Here is a 16,936-nt window from a genome sequence, read left to right as displayed (position 1 = left end):
CAGTGCAAGGAATCGACTATCAACCCCGACGGTGCACCCGCCCCCGGCGCGTCGATGTGGGGCGCGACGGCACGACCACGGCTCTTACCGAACTGGTACCGAGCTAGTACCACGACCTCGTATCAGCAGCTAGAAGGGCACTGTCAGCGCAGGACTCCCGATCTTGTCTGTCGAGATCGCTAGATCCACAGCGACACCTCGCGTGGATGTCGAAGTGCCGTCGCATGGTGACCGACGATCGCCGGTACCTGCGCGGTACTAGACCGGTACCGGTTCGGTGATCGGTCGGTACCACCCGGTGTGGCGTCCTGGGCGAGTCGTCGTTTCCGACTCGCTTCGGGGGTCATTCATGAGTTCTCGTGACGCTATTCCGCGTTCGGGTTTCGAGCGCGATCACATGCCGTTGGACGCCGCGCGGGCGGCGTTCGAGTGGCTCGTCACCGGCCCGCACCCCCTGGGTGTGGATGGCCGGTTGTTCCCCGGTCTGCCGGGGCGGCGGGTGCCGCTGAACGAGGTGCGTGACCGGCTGCTGCGCCGCGGCTGCCCGCAGGCGCTGCGGGACGCGGTGTGGGCGCACCTGGTGCTGTTGGCGCGTGCCGAGGGCGGCGCCTGGACGGTCGGGTGCGTGGGTGTGGCGTTGCCGGCGCTGACCACCATCGCCGCCACCCTCTCGGCCCGCTTCGCCGGGGACCCGAGCGACATCCACGCCGCGGTGCTGACCGGGTTCGTCGCCGAGCTCGACACGATCGACCTGCGCCGCCCGCGCGTCATGCTCCGGTTGCGGTGGGCGGCCTATCGCGCCGGGCACGCGGCGGTGCGCGAGGCACTGGACGCGCCGACGCCCTACGGGCACGGGTTCCGCTCCACCGAGCCGCCGCCGCCGTCGGGTCACCCGGACTTCGTCCTCGCCCGCGCGGTCGCCGAGCGGGCGATCACCGCCGCCGAGGCCGAACTCATCGGCGCCACCCGCCTGGAAGGTGTGCCGCTCGCCGACGCCGCGGCCGCGCGGAACCTGTCCTATCAGGCGGCGAAGAAGGCACGCCACCGAGCCGAGCGCCGCCTCGTCGCCTACCTGCTCCACGACGCCTCCGACACCCTCCACGCCGGGCCGCGCGAGCACGATCTGGCGACCCAGGTGGCCGACGCGGTGACCATCACCGACGCCGCCGCGCACGCCACCCACACCACCCCGCCATCACGCACCGTCACCGACCCGACGGCACGCACGGGAAAGACAGGGAGCGGGCGCGTGTCCCCGCGGAGCCGGTTTCCCGGAGTTCAGGGGTGCGGGAGGACGCACGCCGCTCCCGCGCACACCACCTCCTCCTCGCCCGAGCCGACGCGACGGCCCTCGGGCTCGACTCCGGGAGTGCCGCGATGCGCCTGACCCAACCCCCTGTCCACCCTCGCCACCGCCCGAAGGACGACCACCAGCCCGGCGGCGCAGCGGCCGCCGACCCGCGTGGTACCGCTTCGCTCTCCCAGCCGCCCGAGTGGTCCGCCCCGCACCGGGAGACCGTTCACCCCGGCACGTCCTCGACGTCCGCGACGCACCGTCGTCGATGCCGGAACGCGCGCCGCCACATGCTGCTGGTGGCCGGACTCGTCGCGGGGACACTGCTGTTCCCCGGGGCCACCGCGCACGCCGACACCGTGGTGCTCGCGATCGCCGGCAGCGTCGACGAGGTCCTGACCAACATCCGCAACTGGCTGATGGGCATCCTCGCCGCGCTGGCGACCGTGTTCCTCACCATCGGCGGCGTGCGCCGGGTGTTCGGCGGCGGCGACCCCGGCGAGCAGGAGAAGTCCAAGGAGGCGTTCAAAGCCGCCGGGATCGGCTACGCACTGGCCGCGCTCGCCCCGCTGGTCGTCACCGTCCTCAAAGGCATCGTGGGTGCCTGACCATGCGCCCGACGATCACATCCACCCCGCGCCGCGCATCGGTCGCCTCCACGGTCATCCCGCCGCCCGACCCGGCACGGACCTGGGAAGCCCGGTCGAGGCACGTCGACCGCCGGACGATGCTCGCGCCTGCGGCCGCGCACCGCCTCCAGGATCGCCCGGGGTCGCGTCGTGTCCACACCGCTCGCGGCCGCGCGCTCCTCGCGTTGGCGGTGAGCCTGGTCGTCCTGGTGGGCGGTGCCCTCGCCGCCACGGCCAGCACGCCGGCTGCGGTCTCCCCCGCCGTCGCCGTGCAGCCGGTGCCGCCACCGTTCCCGACCGTCGACCCAGACCCGTGCGACCCCACACTGCCGCAGCAGCCCTGCACCCCCAACCCCACCACGGTCCCGACCGCGCCGTCGACACCGTGCACCGGCGAGGGCTGCATCCCCCGACCCGACGCCACCACCCCTCCCCCGACGAACCCCGGCACGGGTCCGCCGGGTCAGGGCGGGGAGCCGACCGACGAGTGCGGCATCACCGACATCGGCGCCTGCATCACCGAGGCCATCAACGCCTTCTTCCGCGGCATCGTCACCGAAGCGCTCAACCCGCTCCTCGATCTCCTGTCCCGAACGCTGCTGACCACCCCCATGCCCGGCGAGCTGCCGAGGGTGGGCGAGCTGTGGGACAACTCCTGGCAGATCCTGCTCCTCGCCTACGGACTCCTGGTCCTCATCGCCGGGGTCATCGCGATGAGCTACCAGAGCGTCCAGACCCGACACTCCATCAAGGAACTCGCCCCGCGCCTCGTGGTCGGGTTCCTCGCCGGGGCGCTGTCGCTGTGGGTCGCGACCAAGGGCATCCAGATCGCCAACGGACTCGTCGCCGCCATCATGGGCGGAGGCGTCGACGCAGGCGCCGCCGGGGAGACGCTGCGCAACCTCGTCCTCGGCTCCCTCAACGGCGGCATCTGGATCATCTTCATCGGCATCTTCCTCGCCGGGATGCTCATCGCCCTGCTCGTCACCTACGTCGTGCGCGTCGCGCTCACCATCATCCTCATCGCCGGCGCCCCGCTGGCGTTGATGTTCCACGCGCTGCCGCAGACCGAGGGCATCGCCTACTGGTGGTGGAAAGCCTACGGCGGCTGCCTCGCGATCCAGGTGGGGCAGAGCATGACCCTCATCGTCGGGATGAACGTCTTCCTCGCCCCCGGCGGGTTCACCCTCTTCGGCCCCACCATGACCGGCCTGGTCAACCTCCTCGTCGCGCTCGCGCTGATGTACATCCTGTTCAAGATCCCCTTCTGGGTGCTGTCCTCCATCCGCACCGGCAACGGCCGGTCGCTGATCGGTTCGCTCGTCAAAGGCTTCCTCGCCTACAAGACCTTCGGCCTACTCGGTGCCCGCGGCGGCGGGAAAGGCGGCACACCCCACACACTCGGCGGTGGCCGGGGCGGCCGCGCCGGGGCAAGCACCAACCGCGGCTCGCCCGCCCCCTACGCCAACCCGCGCACCACCGCAGGCGGGCAGTACGTCCTGCCGCTACCCGGCATACGCCGCACCCGCCCGGCGGGCAGCCCCAGCCCGAAGGGCGGCCCGGCACCGAAACCATCCGTTGCGCAGGGACGGCAGCTGGCGCTGCCGCTGGGCGAGGACTGGCCGGAGAACAAACCTGTCCTCGGCCGCGACGGCCAGTACCGGTTGCACCTGAACGTCCACCGCACCCCGCCGCCCGCCCCGCCCGACGGGACCGACACCGAGAGAAGGCGGCCCGGCCGCAAGGGCAACGGCGGACAACTCCCACTCCCGTTCGACCCCTACCGCGGCAACCGCCCCACCCGCTCCGGGCAGTACCCGCTGCCCCTGGACGGCATCCGTCGGGTGCCGCGCCCGCCGAGCCCACCACCACCTCCGACCGTGCGGCCAGCGGCCCACCGGGTGGTGCAGCCGCAGCTGCCGTTCGACCCCTACAAGGGCAACCGGGCCACCCGCAGCGGTCAATACCCGCTGCCCCTCGACAACGTCCGCCGCGTGCCCGCACCCCCACCCGCACCGCCAGCGGCACCACCCCGACCCGCACCGCCCCCGGGGCGGCAGCTGCGACTGCCGCTGGACCTGCCGAAGCCACCCAAGCCGTCGACACCCGCCGTCAGCCCACCCCCACCACCGACACCGCCGGCGACGCGGCGGCCTCCCGAGCCCGGAGGTAGCACCCCATGACCACACCTGTCCGCATCCCGGCCGACGTCGACATGCACGACCGCGTCCTCGGCCCGCTCACCGCCCGCCAACTGGCCATCCTCGCCACCGCCGGCGCGGTGCTCTACCTGCTGTGGGCGGCCACCCGCGCCGTGGTGCCGGTCCCGGTGTTCCTGGCCTTCGCCGTCCCGGTCGGCGCGGCCGCGGCGATGCTCGCCCTCGGCAGGCGCGACGGCGTGCCGATGGACACGCTGCTCGTCGCCGCGATCCGCCAACGCCTCGCACCCCGCCACCGCGTCGCCGCGCCCGAGGGCGTGCGCCCCGCGCCCGCCTGGCTCACCCCCGAGAACGACCGGACCACAGGCCCGACCTCGGGTCGTCGCAAGGGCCGAACCGGGCAGCCGGAACAGGTGTCGCCCTCGGCGTTGCGGCTGCCGGCCGAAGTCATCACCGCAACCGGGGTGGTCGACCTCGGCGCCGACGGCCTGGCGGTGGTCGCGGTCGCCTCGACGGTCAACTTCGCGCTGCGCACCCCGACCGAGCAGGAAGCGCTGGTCGCCTCGTTCGGCCGCTACCTGCACTCCCTGACCGCCCCGGTGCAGGTGCTCGTGCGCACCGAACGACTCGACCTCTCCGCCCAGATCGCCGAGCTGCGCGAGCGCGCGGGCGCGCTACCCCACCCCGCCCTGGAGACCGCCGCCGTCGAGCACGCCGACTACCTGGTCCGGCTCGGGCAGCAGTCCGACCTGCTGCGCCGCCAAGTCCTGCTCGTGCTGCGCGAACCGTTCGGCGTGGCGCCCCTGACCGATGGCTTGGGCGGGCCAGGCCCGCTGGCGGTGCTCGGCTCGATGGCGGGCAAACGCCGCAGGCAGAGCGGTGAACACGTCGTCGCAGGAACCCGACGAGCCGCGGAGTCACGCCTGGTGCGCCGTCTCGGCGAGGCGATCGAGCTGTTGTCCCCGGCCGGGATCGTGGTCACCCCGCTGGACGCGGGGCAGGCCACGGCGGTGCTGGCCTCGGCGTGCAACCCCGACAGCCTGCTGCCCCCGTCGGCCGGGCTGGCCGGGGCGGACGAGGTCATCACCACCACGTCCGGCTCGGACCTCGCCACGGACGACATCACGGATCACTTTGCGAATGACTTCGACGGCGGTTCCTTCGTCGCGCCCACCAGACAGGGCGAGGGCAGCGACGACCACGACGACTGGGACTACGAGGACGACTACGACGACGAGGAGAGGGGGCAGTCCTGATGGCCACCCGCACACGCAAGACCCGCGGCAACCACGGCCCGTCCGCCCCGGCGGCCCCGTCGGCGGCCGCGTTCACCCCCGACGCCCTGTCGGTGGCCGCCCGGCACCTGGAAGTCGGCGGCGAGTGGGTCGCCTCCTTCGCGGTGGTCGGCTTCCCGCGCGAGGTCCACCCCGGCTGGCTCGCCCCGCTGCTGACCTACCCCGGCCGCCTGGACGTCTCGGTGCACATCGAGCCGATCGACCCCGCCACCGCCGCCTCCCGACTCAAGAAGCAGCTCGCGAAGCTGGAGGCAGGGCGCAGGCACACCGCCGAACACGGCCGCCTGTTCGACCCGCAGGTCGAGGCCGCCACCGAGGACGCCTACGACCTGTCCTCCCGCGTCGCCCGCGGGGAGGGAAAGCTGTTCCGCGTCGGCCTGTACCTGACCATCCACGCCGCTTCGGAGAAGACCCTCACCGACGAGGTGGCCGCGCTGCGGTCGCTGTGCGCGTCGTTGTTGCTGGACGCCAAGCACACCACCTACCGCTCGTTGCAGGGCTGGGTGTCGACCCTGCCGATGGGCCTGGACCTCATCGGGATGCGCCGCACGTTCGACACCTCGGCGTTGGCGGCGGCGTTCCCGTTCACCAGCCCCGACCTGCCCGCCGCCGACCCCACCTCGGCCTCGGCACCGTCCGGTGTGCTCTACGGCTACAACGTCGGCTCGCAGGGGCTGGTGCACTGGGATCGGTTCGGCGACGGGATGCACAATCACAACTCGGTGATCCTCGGCCGCTCCGGCGCGGGCAAGTCCTACCTGGTCAAGCTGGAACTCCTGCGGTCGCTGTACCGGGGCATCGAGATCGCCGTCGTCGACCCCGAGGACGAGTACGCCCGCCTGGCCGCCGCCGTCGGCGGCACCTACGTCCACCTCGGCGCGCGCGGCGTGCGCCTCAACCCGTTCGACCTGCCCATCCACACCCGACCGGATGGCCGCCGCACCGCCCCCAAGGACGCCCTCGTCCGCCGTTCCCTGTTCCTGCACACCGTCATCGCCGTCCTCACCGGTGGCGAGCTGGAAACGGCCCACCGGGCGGCGTTGGACCGGGCGATCGCCGCCACCTACCACAGCGTCGGCATCACCGCCGACGCCCGCACCTGGACCCGCCCCTCCCCGACCCTCCGGGTCCTACGGGACCAACTCGCGGGCGCCGGGCACGCCGGCGACCCGGCCGCGGACGCACTCGCCGCTCGGTTGCACCCATTCGTCGAGGGCGCGTTCAACCAACTGTTCGACGGCCCCAGCAGCGTCAACCCCGAAGGCCACCTCGTCGTGTTCAGCCTGCGCGACCTGCCCGACGAACTGAAGGGCATCGGCACCCTGCTCACCCTGGACGCGGTGTGGCGGCGGGTGTCCAACCCGGCCATCCGCCGCCCACGCCTGGTCGTGGTGGACGAGGCATGGCTGCTCATGCAACAGAAGGCCGGGGCCGAGTTCCTGTTCCGCATGGCCAAGGCATCACGCAAACACTGGGCCGGAGTGACCGTCGCGACCCAGGACACCCCCGACCTGCTCGGCAGCGACCTCGGCAAGGCCGTCGTGGCCAACGCCGCCACCCAGATCCTGCTGCGACAGGCATCCCAGGCCATCGACGAGATCACCCAGACCTTCGACCTCTCCGCCGGGGAACGCGCGTTCCTGCTCTCCGCCGACCGCGGCCAAGGCCTGCTCTCGGCCGGAACGCAGCGAGTGGCGTTCCAGAGCATCGCCTCCCCCACCGAGCACTACCTGGTCACCAGCAACCCCGCCGAACTCGCCGCCTACACCGACACCGGCGAACCCAGCGACGAGACCGAGGCCGCGTTCGTCGACCTGGGCCCCGACGGGGACGAGTTCGGCCCTGACTCCGGCGACGAGGTTCACCTCGACGCCGCCTGACCCGCCCACACCTCCTCGCATCTCCCGTGAAGGGAGTCGTTCATGCTGCCGCGAACACGAAGCTGGATAGCGTCCGCCCTCCACCAGCCGACTCCATTGCTGGCCACCGTGCCCACCCACGCGATCGCCCCGGTCGCCGCCGGATGGTTGGAGGACTACCTCCGCGATCCCGGCGGCGCACTGCTCGCGCTGCTGGCCCGGTTGCGCGACCTCGCCCTGCACCGGGGCCCGGTCGCGGCCCCCGTCCTCGCGGTCCTCATCACCGGGATCGTGCTCAGCAGGCGGTGGTGGGCACGGCGCTGCCACGAGCTGCTGCTGGCCGACGCCCGTCAGGTCACCGTGCTCGCCCCACCAACGGTGGACCCCGCGGGCGGAGCCGCGTTGTGGTCCAACCTCGTCGGCCTCCTGCGCCCAGGCTGGCGTCGCGCGTTCACCGGCCAGCCGCACGTGGCGTGCGAGTACGTGTTCTCCGAAGCCGGGGTCGCCATCCGGCTGTGGGTGCCCGGTGTCATCCCGCCCGGCCTGGTCGAACGCGCCGTGGAGGCCGCGTGGCCCGGCGCGCACACCCGCGTCGGCCCGGCCGAGCCACCCCTGCCCGTGCCCGGTGAGGGGCAGCGGCGCCTGGTGGTCGGCGGCGAGCTGCGGCTGGCGCGCCCAGAGGCGCTGCCGATCCGCAGCGACTTCGACGCCGACCCCATCCGCGCGCTGATCGGCGCGCCAGTCGGGCTCGGACGGAAGGAGTACGCCTGCGTGCAGGTGCTGGCCCGCCCAGTCACCGGCCGCCGCGTGCAGAAGGCGCGCCGCGCCGCTCGGCGGGTCCACACCCGCGGCTCCACCCGGCTGGTCGGCCGCCTGCTCGACGCGATCACCCCCAGCACCGGCAGCCGCTCGCGGCGTACGGCTGCGGCGCGGACGAAGACCGGCGCCTTGCACAGTGACCCGCAGACCTCGCTGGAGTACGCGGCGCAGAACCGGGCGATCGTGAGCAAGCAGCGCGGCAGCCAGTTCGAGACGGTGATCCGCTACGCCGTGGCGACCATGATGCCAGCCGATATCGACGAGGGCGAGGTCCGCCAGGCGCGGGATGTCGCCCGCGGACGGGCGCACGCCCTGGCGGCCTCGTTCGCCTCCTACACCGAGCACAACCACTACACCCGCCACCGCCTACGCCATCCCGGTGCCGTGATGGACTCCCGGAGACTCGGGCGGGGCGACCTGCTGTCGGTGCCCGAGCTGGCGACGATCGCGCACCTGCCCACCGACGAGGCCATCCCCGGCATCCAACGCGCCGGAGCCCGCGCCATCGCACCCCCACCCGGCATCGCCACCCCAGGGCCGGAAGCCAAGCCGATCGGGGTCCCCGACACCGGCCACCAGCGCCCCGTCGCCCTCCGCGTCCCCGACGCCCGCCACCACCTGCACGTCATCGGCGCGACCGGCTCCGGCAAGTCCACGCTGCTCGGCAACATGATCCTCGCCGACGCCGAAGCAGGCCGAGGCATCGTGCTCATCGACCCCAAGGGCGACCTCGTCACCGACGTCCTGTCCCGCCTGCCCCGCTCCGCCGCGGACCGGGTCGTGATCTTCGACGCCGACAGCAAATCCCGCCCGCCCTGCCTCAACCCCTTGGACGGCGGCGAGACCGACCTGACCGTGGACAACCTCGTCAGCGTCTTCCGCCGGGTCTACTCGGCGTTCTGGGGACCGCGCACCGACGACGTCATGCGCGCCGCCAGCCTCACCCTCCGCGCACAGGAAGGCGTCGCCACCCTCGCCGACCTCCCCAAACTGCTGGCCGACGAGGCGTTCCGCAACCGGGTCACCGCCGGGATCACCGACCCCGTGCTGCGCGGATTCTGGTCCTGGTACTCCGAACTCACCGACTCGTCCCGCTCCCAGGTCATCAGCCCGCTCATGAACAAACTCCGCGCGTTCCTACTGCGGCCGTTCGTCCGCGACGCGATCGCAGGCGGGCACTCCACAGTAGACATGGCTCAGGTGCTCGACGGCGGCATCGGCCTCGTGCGTATACCGAAGGGCTCGCTGGGCGAGGAGACCACCCGGCTGGTCGGCTCACTGGTGGTCGCGCGGACCTGGCAGGCCACCACCGGCCGGGCCCGCACCCCGCAACGCCAACGCCGCGACGCCTCCCTGGTGATCGACGAATGCCACAACTTCCTCAACCTGCCCTACCCCATCGAGGACATGCTCGCCGAGGCGCGCGGGTTCCGGGTCGCCATGACCCTTGCCCACCAACACCTCGGCCAACTCCCCCGCGAACTCCGCGAAGGCATGTCCACCAACGCCCGCAGCAAGATCTTCTTCAACGCCAGCCCCGAAGACGCCCGAGAACTGTCCCGCCACACAGCACCCAGGTTGTCCGACCACGACCTCGCCCACCTCGGCTCCTACCACGCCGCCGTGCGCCTGGTGCTCAACGGCGAGGAAGCCCAGCCCTTCACCATGCTCACCCAGCCACTCCCGCCCGCCATCCCCGGCAGGGCACGGGTGATCCGCGCAGTGGCACGCCGCGCGGCGCAGACTCGCGCGCCCAAGGCCGCCGTCAACAGGATCCACGCCACGAACACTCGGCCACTCTGGCACCCTCAGAGCGCGGACCCACGCCGTATTGAGTAGCACGCGGCCCGTCGTCGAGATGATCCAGGTGGACCTATTTTGCCTTCTTCCGCCCGTTCAGCAGCCACCATTTCTGAATTGCACCCCGTACGACATATTCGAATGTATGCAGCAGAATCAGAGAGGATCCCCTGTCCCCCTTTGCCTCAGGGGCTACTTCATAAGGAGTGTTCTGCGAGGTTCTTCGAGGAGGGGCACACATCGACGCCGGAAAAGGAATACCGGCATGCAGATCATTCGACCGGTACTCATACACACGGCGAAAGTGCTTACGCATGTTCGCCCAGTCTACTTGCGCAGCCTTCACCGTTGGGCGACCAGGAGGTTGCCGCGGTTGGTACTTCTGTAGGAAGTTGAGAAACTTTTTGGTAGACCTACCTTGATCGGCGAGGCGTTTTGCGACCCACTCGATCAATTCGTCATCCTCCGTTGCAATCAAGCGACCCACGATTGCCGACGACTCTGCGTCCGAAAAGGCCTCCACCAGGCGTGCATCCGCAGGGATGTCCGGAGCCAACTGGGCGATAATCTCGACCGCATTGACCAATCGCAGCCAAGCTTGCCGGGGGTCGGCCTCTGCGATCCACAACGCTTCCTGATAGGTACGTGCCGCCCGAACCAGCGCCCGGGCCTCGTTCGGCGACAAATGAGCATAGAGGTCGAGCAGGTTGAGCGATCTTGCAACATCCGGTCGATGCCGGGCGCCGACATGGGGAAGGACTCGCACAAAACGCGACGGAGAAATATATGGAATCCGTTCCCTCAACACGTGTGGTTGCCCTCGTAGATCGTCGTCGTCCACACTGAACACCCTCGCAATACCAGCCGATCGTATGCGTTCTCCGATGGCAAGCGATACGAGCGCCGCCAGTTCGTCGCTGGCATCCCCGCCGTGAAAAACAGCTTGGTCGCTTTGCTCCCAGGCATCATCCAGATACTCATCCAATATCCGATCCACGTATTGCTCAACACGCACCATCAACCCCACCGAGTGAGCACCCAATGGATAGTCGGCCGGGTAAACATTGTACAACTGGTTCAAGAAAGTGAGTGGCCCAGCGTTCCCCTGAAGGTCCACGCGCCAGGAATCTGTATAAAACCCGATCTCCAGGGCGCCCACAGGCGGTGAACCCGCCTTTGCCAGCCTGGCGTTCTCCCACATCCACGGCCCTGACGGGTCAGCGTCACCGCGTACGGACTCAACTTCCTTGACCATCGTCCTCCTGTCGAAATCGGGACAGTGAATCTTGATCATAACCGTCTAGGTTGGTCAATTCATCTAAGCCCCAATCTGCGCACCATCTGGAGGTTCTTGCCATGATCACCCACCCCACCCGGCAGCGTGCTCTGCGCGGGCACAAGCCCACCCGACCCACCTCACGTGTGGCGAACACCGCCGAGCACCAGGCCGTGCTGGCATGGCGGCTGACCCCGCGCGACAAGTGGATCGCCCGGATGCTCTGGGAACACCGCGTGCTCACCGCCCACCAGATCACCGCCCTGGCCTTCCCCAGCTTCCGCTCCGGGCGGATGCGGCTGCGCGAGCTCTACCTGTGGGGTGTCGTCGACCGCTTCCAGCCCTTCGTCACCGTCGGCACCGCGCCGATGCACTACGTGCTGGCGCCCGCCGGTGCGGCCGTGCTCGCCGCCGAAGACGGCCTGGACCTCAAGGAACTCGGCTACCGGCACGACCGGGTCTTCGGCATAGCGCACAGCCTGCGCCTGGCCCACACCGTCGGGGTCAACGAGTGGTTCACCGCCCTGGTCGACCGCGCCCGCCACCCCCACGCGAGCGAACAGGTCGAGCTGGCGGCGTGGTGGTCGGAGACCCGGTGCGCCCGCCACTTCGGCGACCTGGTCAAACCCGACGGCTACGGCCGCTGGAGGTCCAGCGATCAGCACGGTGACCGGCAGGTCGAGTGGTTCCTCGAGTACGACTTCGGCACCGAACCGCTGAGCAAGCTCGCCGGGAAACTGGCAGGCTACGCCGCCCTCGCGCTAGCCACCGGCATCACCACGCCGCTGCTGGTCTGGCTGCCGACCTCGCGGCGCGAGGCCGCCGCCCGTCGACTGCTCGCGAAGGCGTGGCGCGAGCTCGACGACCGGAACTCGGTGCCGATCGCCACGGCGGCGGCCGAGCTGCTCAATCCCGAAGCCGCCCACCCCAGCCCTGCCGACGCAATGTGGCTCCCACTGGCCTCCCCCGCCGGGGCGTCCCGGCGACCGCTGTCGGGACTGCCCGACGCCTGGCCACACGTGCCGCCGCCGGTAACACCCACCGAGGAGAACCCGACGGGCACGGACTCGCAACAGCCGATGTCGCCACCGCCCCCGCCGATGCCGCCCGCCCCGATCAGCCCACCGGCGTCACGCGACGCGACCCGACAGGAAAGGTGGTGACAGCGTGCTCCCCAAGGTCGCCATCGGAGCCGCGGCCATCCTGCTGCTCATCCCCGTCATGATCGGCCACAGCGGCGGTGCCGTGGTGGACGCGCTGTTCGGCAACTCCTCCAACACCACCATCGACTGCACGGAACCGATCGCGGACATCCCGCCCGAGTACTGCCTGCTCTACCTCACCGCCGCCCCGCACTGCCCCGGCCTGGACTGGACCGTGCTCGCCGCGATCGGCAAGGTCGAGACCGACCACGGCCGCCTGAAGGCACCCGGCGTGACCGAGGGCGAGAACTATGCTGGCGCAGGCGGGCCGATGCAGTTCCTCGCCCCGACCTTCAACGCCGTCATCACCGCCCACCGGATCCCGCCCGGCGGCGCCAACCCGCCCTCCCGGTACAACCCGCACGACGCCATCCACGCCGCGACCTTCCTACTGTGCGACGAGGGCGTCCGGCGCGGCGACCTGCGGGCGGCCATCTTCGCCTACAACCACGCCGACTGGTACGTCGACAAGGTCCTCGACCAAGCCGCCACATACGCCGAGGCCGCCGCGACCAGCATCGGCACCGGCGACTGCGACGCCATCCAAGCCCCCAACGCCATCGCCCTCGCCGCGATCAACTACGCGTGCGGCCAACGAGGACTGCCCTACGTGTGGGGCGGCAACGGCCCCGACCACGGCCACGCTGGCTTCGACTGCTCCGGACTCACCACCGCCGCCTACGCCGCCGCCGGAGTGCCCCTGCCCCGCACCGCACAAACCCAGTTCAACGCAGGCCCACGCGTCCCGGCCGGGCAGCCGCTGCTGCCGGGCGACCTCGTCTTCTACGGCACACCCGACAAGATCCACCACGTCGGCCTCTACCTCGGCGACGGCAAAATGATCAACGCACCCGACTTCGGCCAACCGGTACAGATCGACAACCACCGCTACAACGGCGACGACTACGCCGGAGCCACCCGCCCGGCAGCCCCTATCGCGGCCTACGTTCCGCCCGAAGAATGAACATCTCCGTCTGCACTTGAGTACTGCATAGGCATCTCTCAAGCAGAGCGGAAGATCGAGCCCCCCATGTCACCCGGTTGGGGGCGAAGGTTCGTCTGGCCGCACGCCCGAGCGCGTGATGGCGAGGGGATGGCCGAACAAACGATCATTTGCCGTGCCTTCGAGATGGGGTGATCCCGCTGCGGGCAGGCGGCGCGCGGGCAGCGGGTGCAGCAGCAGTGCCAGATCGGCGAAAACATCGCGTGTCGTCATGATCTACGCGCTACGCCGTCTCTTGCGATCATCGCAATTGATCTGTGTTGGTCGCACCCGAACGGCCTACCCGTCGGATGGGGGGCCGGGCTAGTGGCCGAGGCCGTGACGGGGTGGGTGTAGGTCGGTGTCGACGTCGGAGCGGTCGGCCAGGCGCAGGAGTCGGTCCAGGATCGGGGCGGGGACGTGTTGGGTGCGGGAGGCGACGTCGAGCAGGTCGGCGAGGGCGGCCACGGCGCTGGTGTCGAACACCCGGGTCCAGCGGATCATCGCCTCGCGGCGGCGGTCGGCGATGACCAGAACGATGCTGCCGCCGTCGAGGGCAACGGTCTGCCCGTCGACGACGTCCACGCGCAACCACGGCAGCGCTTGGGCCAGCCGTCGTAGCCGGTCGGAGCCTGCGGCCAGCCGCTGTCGCTGCTGGTGGTCGCGCTCGGCACGGGCTCGCGGATGCACTCCTGCAGTCGAACACACGTACGAGTGTGATCGCCAGAGCGCTCGACCGACGGTGGCCGATCGCCGACCTCGACGTGCTGCTCGACCAGCTCCGGGACGCGCCGGGCTGATCGGCGTGCGCCCGCCCGGCCAGCGCGGTCTCAGCTCGGAGGGTGGCCTTCTGGCCAGCCGCCTCGGAGGCAGGGGGCGTCAGGCCTGGGCGCGGTGGCGGTCGCGGATCCGGTCGAATTCCGCGGCGATGGCGGCCTCGCGGCCGATGGTGCCGCTGGGGCGCAGCCGCACGCGTAGGCCACGCACCCGGAGTTCGGCGTCGGTCGGGGTGGGGCCGCGGCCGGTGCGGCCGATCACCACGTCGCCGGGGTCCAGGCCGTCGTAGGTCTCGGTGTTCTCGGCGAGTTCGAGCAGCGCTTCGGCCACCTCGTGGGCGTGTGGGCCGCCGACCCAGGACAGGTCCAGCCCGCCGTCGCCGGTGATCCACTGCTGCAGCTCGCGCGCGCCCTCCAGCGGGCCGGGCTTTAGGTGTCGTGCAGGGCCATCAACACCCGCCCGATCACCTCGTACCGCATGGCCGGGCCGGACTTCGCCGCATCGGGGATCAGCGCGGCATCGGGGATCAGCATGGCCAGCAGCTTGGCCGCCCGTCCGCTGCCGCCCACGGCGACACTTCGCCGGTGACGGCAACTTCCACCGATCCGGTGACCCGTGTGGGTCGAACCGCTGGGCTGGTGGCGCCTGTCCGTCCGAGCCGTCACCAGGATTGCGCCTTCTACTGCGGTGAACGGACCGCGTGATGGGTCGATCGTCAACGGGCGGGTGACAGGCCGATGTCCGGCCGTCCACATGATCGTGCGCCTCACCTGCGCCCACCCGAACAGCACTTCGGCCCGTCAGTGGGTTCGCGTTGCGGAAAGGGGCTTAGTTGCAGGTCAGGAAAGACGCGGAGGTCGTGACCCGTCCGGCCGAAGATCGGTTCGCGCTTACCGTGGGACGGCTGCCGTCCGGCGCTGAGTAGGTCTGCGGCCCAGTGGATCGGTCCTAGCCTCACTGGTGACAGGCGGCAACCATGATGTCGGTCCCGGCCACGCTGGCAGGCGTAGCCGGGACCATCGCTGACCAGCACCTCCGACCCAGTCAGCGCAGGTCGCCTCCGTCGAAAACCGTTCCAGCAGCCCCGAAAGGCGACCCTCTGTGAGGCTAGATCCCCCTTCCCTGCCGGTGCCAGGCATGGGCGACGACGAGTCATCCGACAGCGGCGGGCGGCCCGGTGACCCGCAGCCGAGCGCTCCGGCCACGTTGGTCGGCGTTGTCCGGGACGCGCTCGGCTCCTGGGGCACCACGACCCGCTTGCTCGTGGTGATCACTGTGTGCGCGGGCCTGGTCGTGGGTGGCGTGAAGCTGCTCGACGTCACCCTCACCGCCGGGCCGGTCCAGATCGCACCCAGGTAGGCCTGTTGCACGCCGGGGCGGGGGAGAAGGGCGCGGGTCGGCCGCGACAGCCGTCGTCAGACTCTGAACGGCTCCGCCGTCAGTCTATCGCCGGAGTCGCCCCCGATCCGGTGGACGACGGGCGGCCGACCCGCCCGGCGTGTGCGTAAGCGAACACTCGCTTTCCATAGGGACGTGCTTCCTCCCGACCCGAGGCGGCCCGCAACCGGGCGGCGGTTGAGGCGATGATCGGTGGGTGAGGAGTGCACCGGTACCGCAGCCGCCGCAGCCTGACCCGCCGATGACGCCGCTGTCGAAGAAGGCGATCGCCTGGGTCGCCGCGGGTATCGCGACCGCGACCGTCGCCCTGGTGGTGGTGTTGTGGTGGGCGGGGACCAGCGGCCTGGACGGGGAGAAGTTGGTGACCGCGCGGTTCGACGCGCTGCGCACCGGGTTGAGCATCGGCCTCGGGGGCGGCGGGCTGTTCGCGCTGTACCTGGCGTGGTGGCGGCAGCACTCCACGGAGATCGGCCTGCAGCAGAAGCAGCAGGACCAGGCCGACGTGGCCCGCGCCTACGACCTGCAGCGCGAGGACTCCGTCGCCCGGCGGATCACCGACCTCTACACCAAGGCCGTCGAGCAGCTCGGCTCCGACAAAGCCCCGGTGCGGTCGGGCGGGCTCTACGCCCTGGAACGCCTCGCCCAAGACCACATCGAGCAGCGACAGACCATCGTCAACGTCCTCTGCGCCTACCTGCGCATGCCCTACACCATGCCTGGTGATCCGGACACCGACACAACCGCCGACATCGAGGCGCGTAAAGAACTGCTCGCCGAGCACCGCGAACGCACCCAGGAACGCGAAGTCCGCCTCACTGCCCAACGCATCCTGGCCACCCACCTGCGCTTCGGCGAGGACCTCGACGTCCCGGCGACGGCCTTTGGGCTGATATCGACCTCGACCTCACCGGCGCCACCCTCATCGACCTTGACCTTACCGACTGCGCCATCGGCACCGCTCGTTTCAGTGGCGCGACTTTCACCGGCGACGCCTGGTTCCGCGGGGCCATCTTCACCGGCAACGTCGAATTCGGCGCCGCCACCTTCACTGGGACGGCCGGGTTCGACGGGGCCACCTTCACCGGCGGCGCCTGGTTCTACGGGGCAACCTTCACCGGAACGGCCGATTTCGGCAGGGCCACCTTCACCGGCGACGCCGATTTCAGGAGCGCGAGCTTGCCGAGCAGCCGCTACGTGGACTATTCGACGTTGTCGCCGTGGAGCGACTTCTCCGACGCCCGCTTCGAGCAGGGAGTACCCGAGGAGGTGGCGCGGTTCGTGTCGACACCGTCGGAGGGGGACGCAGCAGACGCGGAAAACTGAGCGCGGAGAACCGGTAGAGCTGCGTATTCGACGGGTGACGAGTTCGCCAGGCGCGGGAACGGTCACCCACCCGTCCGCGATGATCGTCCCGTGGCGAGACGTCAACGAGGTGGACCCGGCTGG

At 70.6% G+C, this 16,936-nt stretch carries 15 protein-coding genes; 10 read left to right on the top strand and 5 right to left on the bottom strand.

What is annotated here, in order from left to right; translation table 11 throughout:
- Positions 1 to 397: 397 nt before the first annotated feature.
- From ACWEPX_RS27795 to ACWEPX_RS27770, 6 genes are all read left to right on the top strand, one after another.
- Positions 398 to 1,387 carry a hypothetical protein gene (locus tag ACWEPX_RS27795; RefSeq protein WP_451900202.1) on the top strand — a complete coding sequence of 330 codons (990 nt, stop codon included), beginning with the start codon at positions 398 to 400 and terminating at the stop codon, positions 1,385 to 1,387.
- A 197-nt stretch (positions 1,388 to 1,584) separates the two neighbouring features.
- Positions 1,585 to 1,902, top strand: coding sequence for a pilin (locus ACWEPX_RS27790; protein ID WP_451900201.1), 318 nt, complete (start codon positions 1,585 to 1,587; stop codon positions 1,900 to 1,902).
- A gap of 212 nt (positions 1,903 to 2,114) precedes the next feature.
- A complete protein-coding gene (locus ACWEPX_RS27785; protein WP_451900200.1) occupies positions 2,115 to 4,106 on the top strand; it encodes a hypothetical protein in 1,992 nt (663 codons plus the stop codon).
- Positions 4,103 to 5,338, top strand: a complete 1,236-nt coding sequence (locus ACWEPX_RS27780) for a PrgI family protein (protein ID WP_451900199.1) — start codon at positions 4,103 to 4,105, stop codon at positions 5,336 to 5,338. Before ACWEPX_RS27785 ends, ACWEPX_RS27780 begins: the two co-directional genes overlap by 4 nt.
- The gene (locus ACWEPX_RS27775) at positions 5,338 to 7,257 is read left to right on the top strand and encodes a VirB4 family type IV secretion system protein (RefSeq protein ID WP_451900198.1); all 1,920 of its coding nucleotides are present in this window, start codon (positions 5,338 to 5,340) and stop codon (positions 7,255 to 7,257) included. The genes ACWEPX_RS27780 and ACWEPX_RS27775 overlap by 1 nt, the downstream gene beginning before the upstream one ends.
- Before the next feature lie 42 nt (positions 7,258 to 7,299).
- On the top strand, positions 7,300 to 9,894 hold the full coding sequence (locus ACWEPX_RS27770; protein WP_451900197.1) for a type IV secretory system conjugative DNA transfer family protein: 2,595 nt from the start codon (positions 7,300 to 7,302) through the stop codon (positions 9,892 to 9,894).
- A gap of 34 nt (positions 9,895 to 9,928) precedes the next feature.
- On the opposite strand, the gene ACWEPX_RS27765 is transcribed toward ACWEPX_RS27770, so the two are convergent.
- Positions 9,929 to 11,149 (bottom strand): hypothetical protein, encoded by a 1,221-nt coding sequence (locus ACWEPX_RS27765; protein ID WP_451900196.1) that lies wholly within the window; start codon positions 11,147 to 11,149, stop codon positions 9,929 to 9,931.
- A gap of 62 nt (positions 11,150 to 11,211) precedes the next feature.
- Between ACWEPX_RS27765 and ACWEPX_RS27760 the strand changes: the two genes are divergently transcribed.
- Positions 11,212 to 12,294, top strand: a complete 1,083-nt coding sequence (locus ACWEPX_RS27760; protein WP_451900195.1) for a replication-relaxation family protein — start codon at positions 11,212 to 11,214, stop codon at positions 12,292 to 12,294.
- 4 nt (positions 12,295 to 12,298) lie between these two features.
- Positions 12,299 to 13,297 (top strand): C40 family peptidase, encoded by a 999-nt coding sequence (locus tag ACWEPX_RS27755; RefSeq protein ID WP_451900194.1) that lies wholly within the window; start codon positions 12,299 to 12,301, stop codon positions 13,295 to 13,297.
- A gap of 69 nt (positions 13,298 to 13,366) precedes the next feature.
- On the opposite strand, the gene ACWEPX_RS27750 is transcribed toward ACWEPX_RS27755, so the two are convergent.
- The 4 genes from ACWEPX_RS27750 to ACWEPX_RS27735 form a co-directional block, all read right to left on the bottom strand.
- Positions 13,367 to 13,549 (bottom strand): hypothetical protein, encoded by a 183-nt coding sequence (locus ACWEPX_RS27750; RefSeq protein WP_451900193.1) that lies wholly within the window; start codon positions 13,547 to 13,549, stop codon positions 13,367 to 13,369.
- Between the two features lie 90 nt (positions 13,550 to 13,639).
- Positions 13,640 to 14,005: a hypothetical protein gene (locus ACWEPX_RS27745; protein WP_451900192.1), complete on the bottom strand. Its 366-nt coding sequence runs from the start codon at positions 14,003 to 14,005 to the stop codon at positions 13,640 to 13,642.
- Between the two features lie 189 nt (positions 14,006 to 14,194).
- Positions 14,195 to 14,422 (bottom strand): hypothetical protein, encoded by a 228-nt coding sequence (locus ACWEPX_RS27740; protein ID WP_451900191.1) that lies wholly within the window; start codon positions 14,420 to 14,422, stop codon positions 14,195 to 14,197.
- A gap of 98 nt (positions 14,423 to 14,520) precedes the next feature.
- Positions 14,521 to 14,661, bottom strand: a complete 141-nt coding sequence (locus ACWEPX_RS27735) for a hypothetical protein (RefSeq protein WP_451900190.1) — start codon at positions 14,659 to 14,661, stop codon at positions 14,521 to 14,523.
- Positions 14,662 to 15,229: 568 nt separating this feature from the next.
- Here ACWEPX_RS27735 and ACWEPX_RS27730 point away from each other — a divergent pair.
- Both ACWEPX_RS27730 and ACWEPX_RS27725 read left to right on the top strand, forming a co-directional pair.
- A complete protein-coding gene (locus ACWEPX_RS27730) occupies positions 15,230 to 15,451 on the top strand; it encodes a hypothetical protein (protein WP_451900189.1) in 222 nt (73 codons plus the stop codon).
- A gap of 930 nt (positions 15,452 to 16,381) precedes the next feature.
- Positions 16,382 to 16,813, top strand: a complete 432-nt coding sequence (locus tag ACWEPX_RS27725; protein ID WP_451900282.1) for a pentapeptide repeat-containing protein — start codon at positions 16,382 to 16,384, stop codon at positions 16,811 to 16,813.
- Positions 16,814 to 16,936 lie beyond the last annotated feature (123 nt).

This window comes from Actinokineospora sp. NPDC004072, assembly GCF_053604195.1.
Note: the sequence above shows the minus strand (reverse complement) of the source record. Positions and strands in the feature narration are given on the sequence as shown.

What these genes read in the sequence shown, in the direction of transcription:
- ACWEPX_RS27795 (WP_451900202.1), top strand. Translation starts at nt 398, where the DNA reads ATGCCGTTGGACGCCGCGCGGGCGGCGTTCGAGTGGCTCGTCACCGGC.
- ACWEPX_RS27790 (WP_451900201.1), top strand. Translation starts at nt 1,585, where the DNA reads ATGCTGCTGGTGGCCGGACTCGTCGCGGGGACACTGCTGTTCCCCGGG.
- ACWEPX_RS27780 (WP_451900199.1), top strand. Translation starts at nt 4,103, where the DNA reads ATGACCACACCTGTCCGCATCCCGGCCGACGTCGACATGCACGACCGC.
- ACWEPX_RS27775 (WP_451900198.1), top strand. Translation starts at nt 5,338, where the DNA reads ATGGCCACCCGCACACGCAAGACCCGCGGCAACCACGGCCCGTCCGCC.
- ACWEPX_RS27770 (WP_451900197.1), top strand. Translation starts at nt 7,300, where the DNA reads ATGCTGCCGCGAACACGAAGCTGGATAGCGTCCGCCCTCCACCAGCCG.
- ACWEPX_RS27765 (WP_451900196.1), bottom strand. Translation starts at nt 11,149, where the DNA reads ATGATCAAGATTCACTGTCCCGATTTCGACAGGAGGACGATGGTCAAG.
- ACWEPX_RS27760 (WP_451900195.1), top strand. Translation starts at nt 11,212, where the DNA reads ATGATCACCCACCCCACCCGGCAGCGTGCTCTGCGCGGGCACAAGCCC.
- ACWEPX_RS27750 (WP_451900193.1), bottom strand. Translation starts at nt 13,549, where the DNA reads ATGACGACACGCGATGTTTTCGCCGATCTGGCACTGCTGCTGCACCCG.
- ACWEPX_RS27730 (WP_451900189.1), top strand. Translation starts at nt 15,230, where the DNA reads ATGGGCGACGACGAGTCATCCGACAGCGGCGGGCGGCCCGGTGACCCG.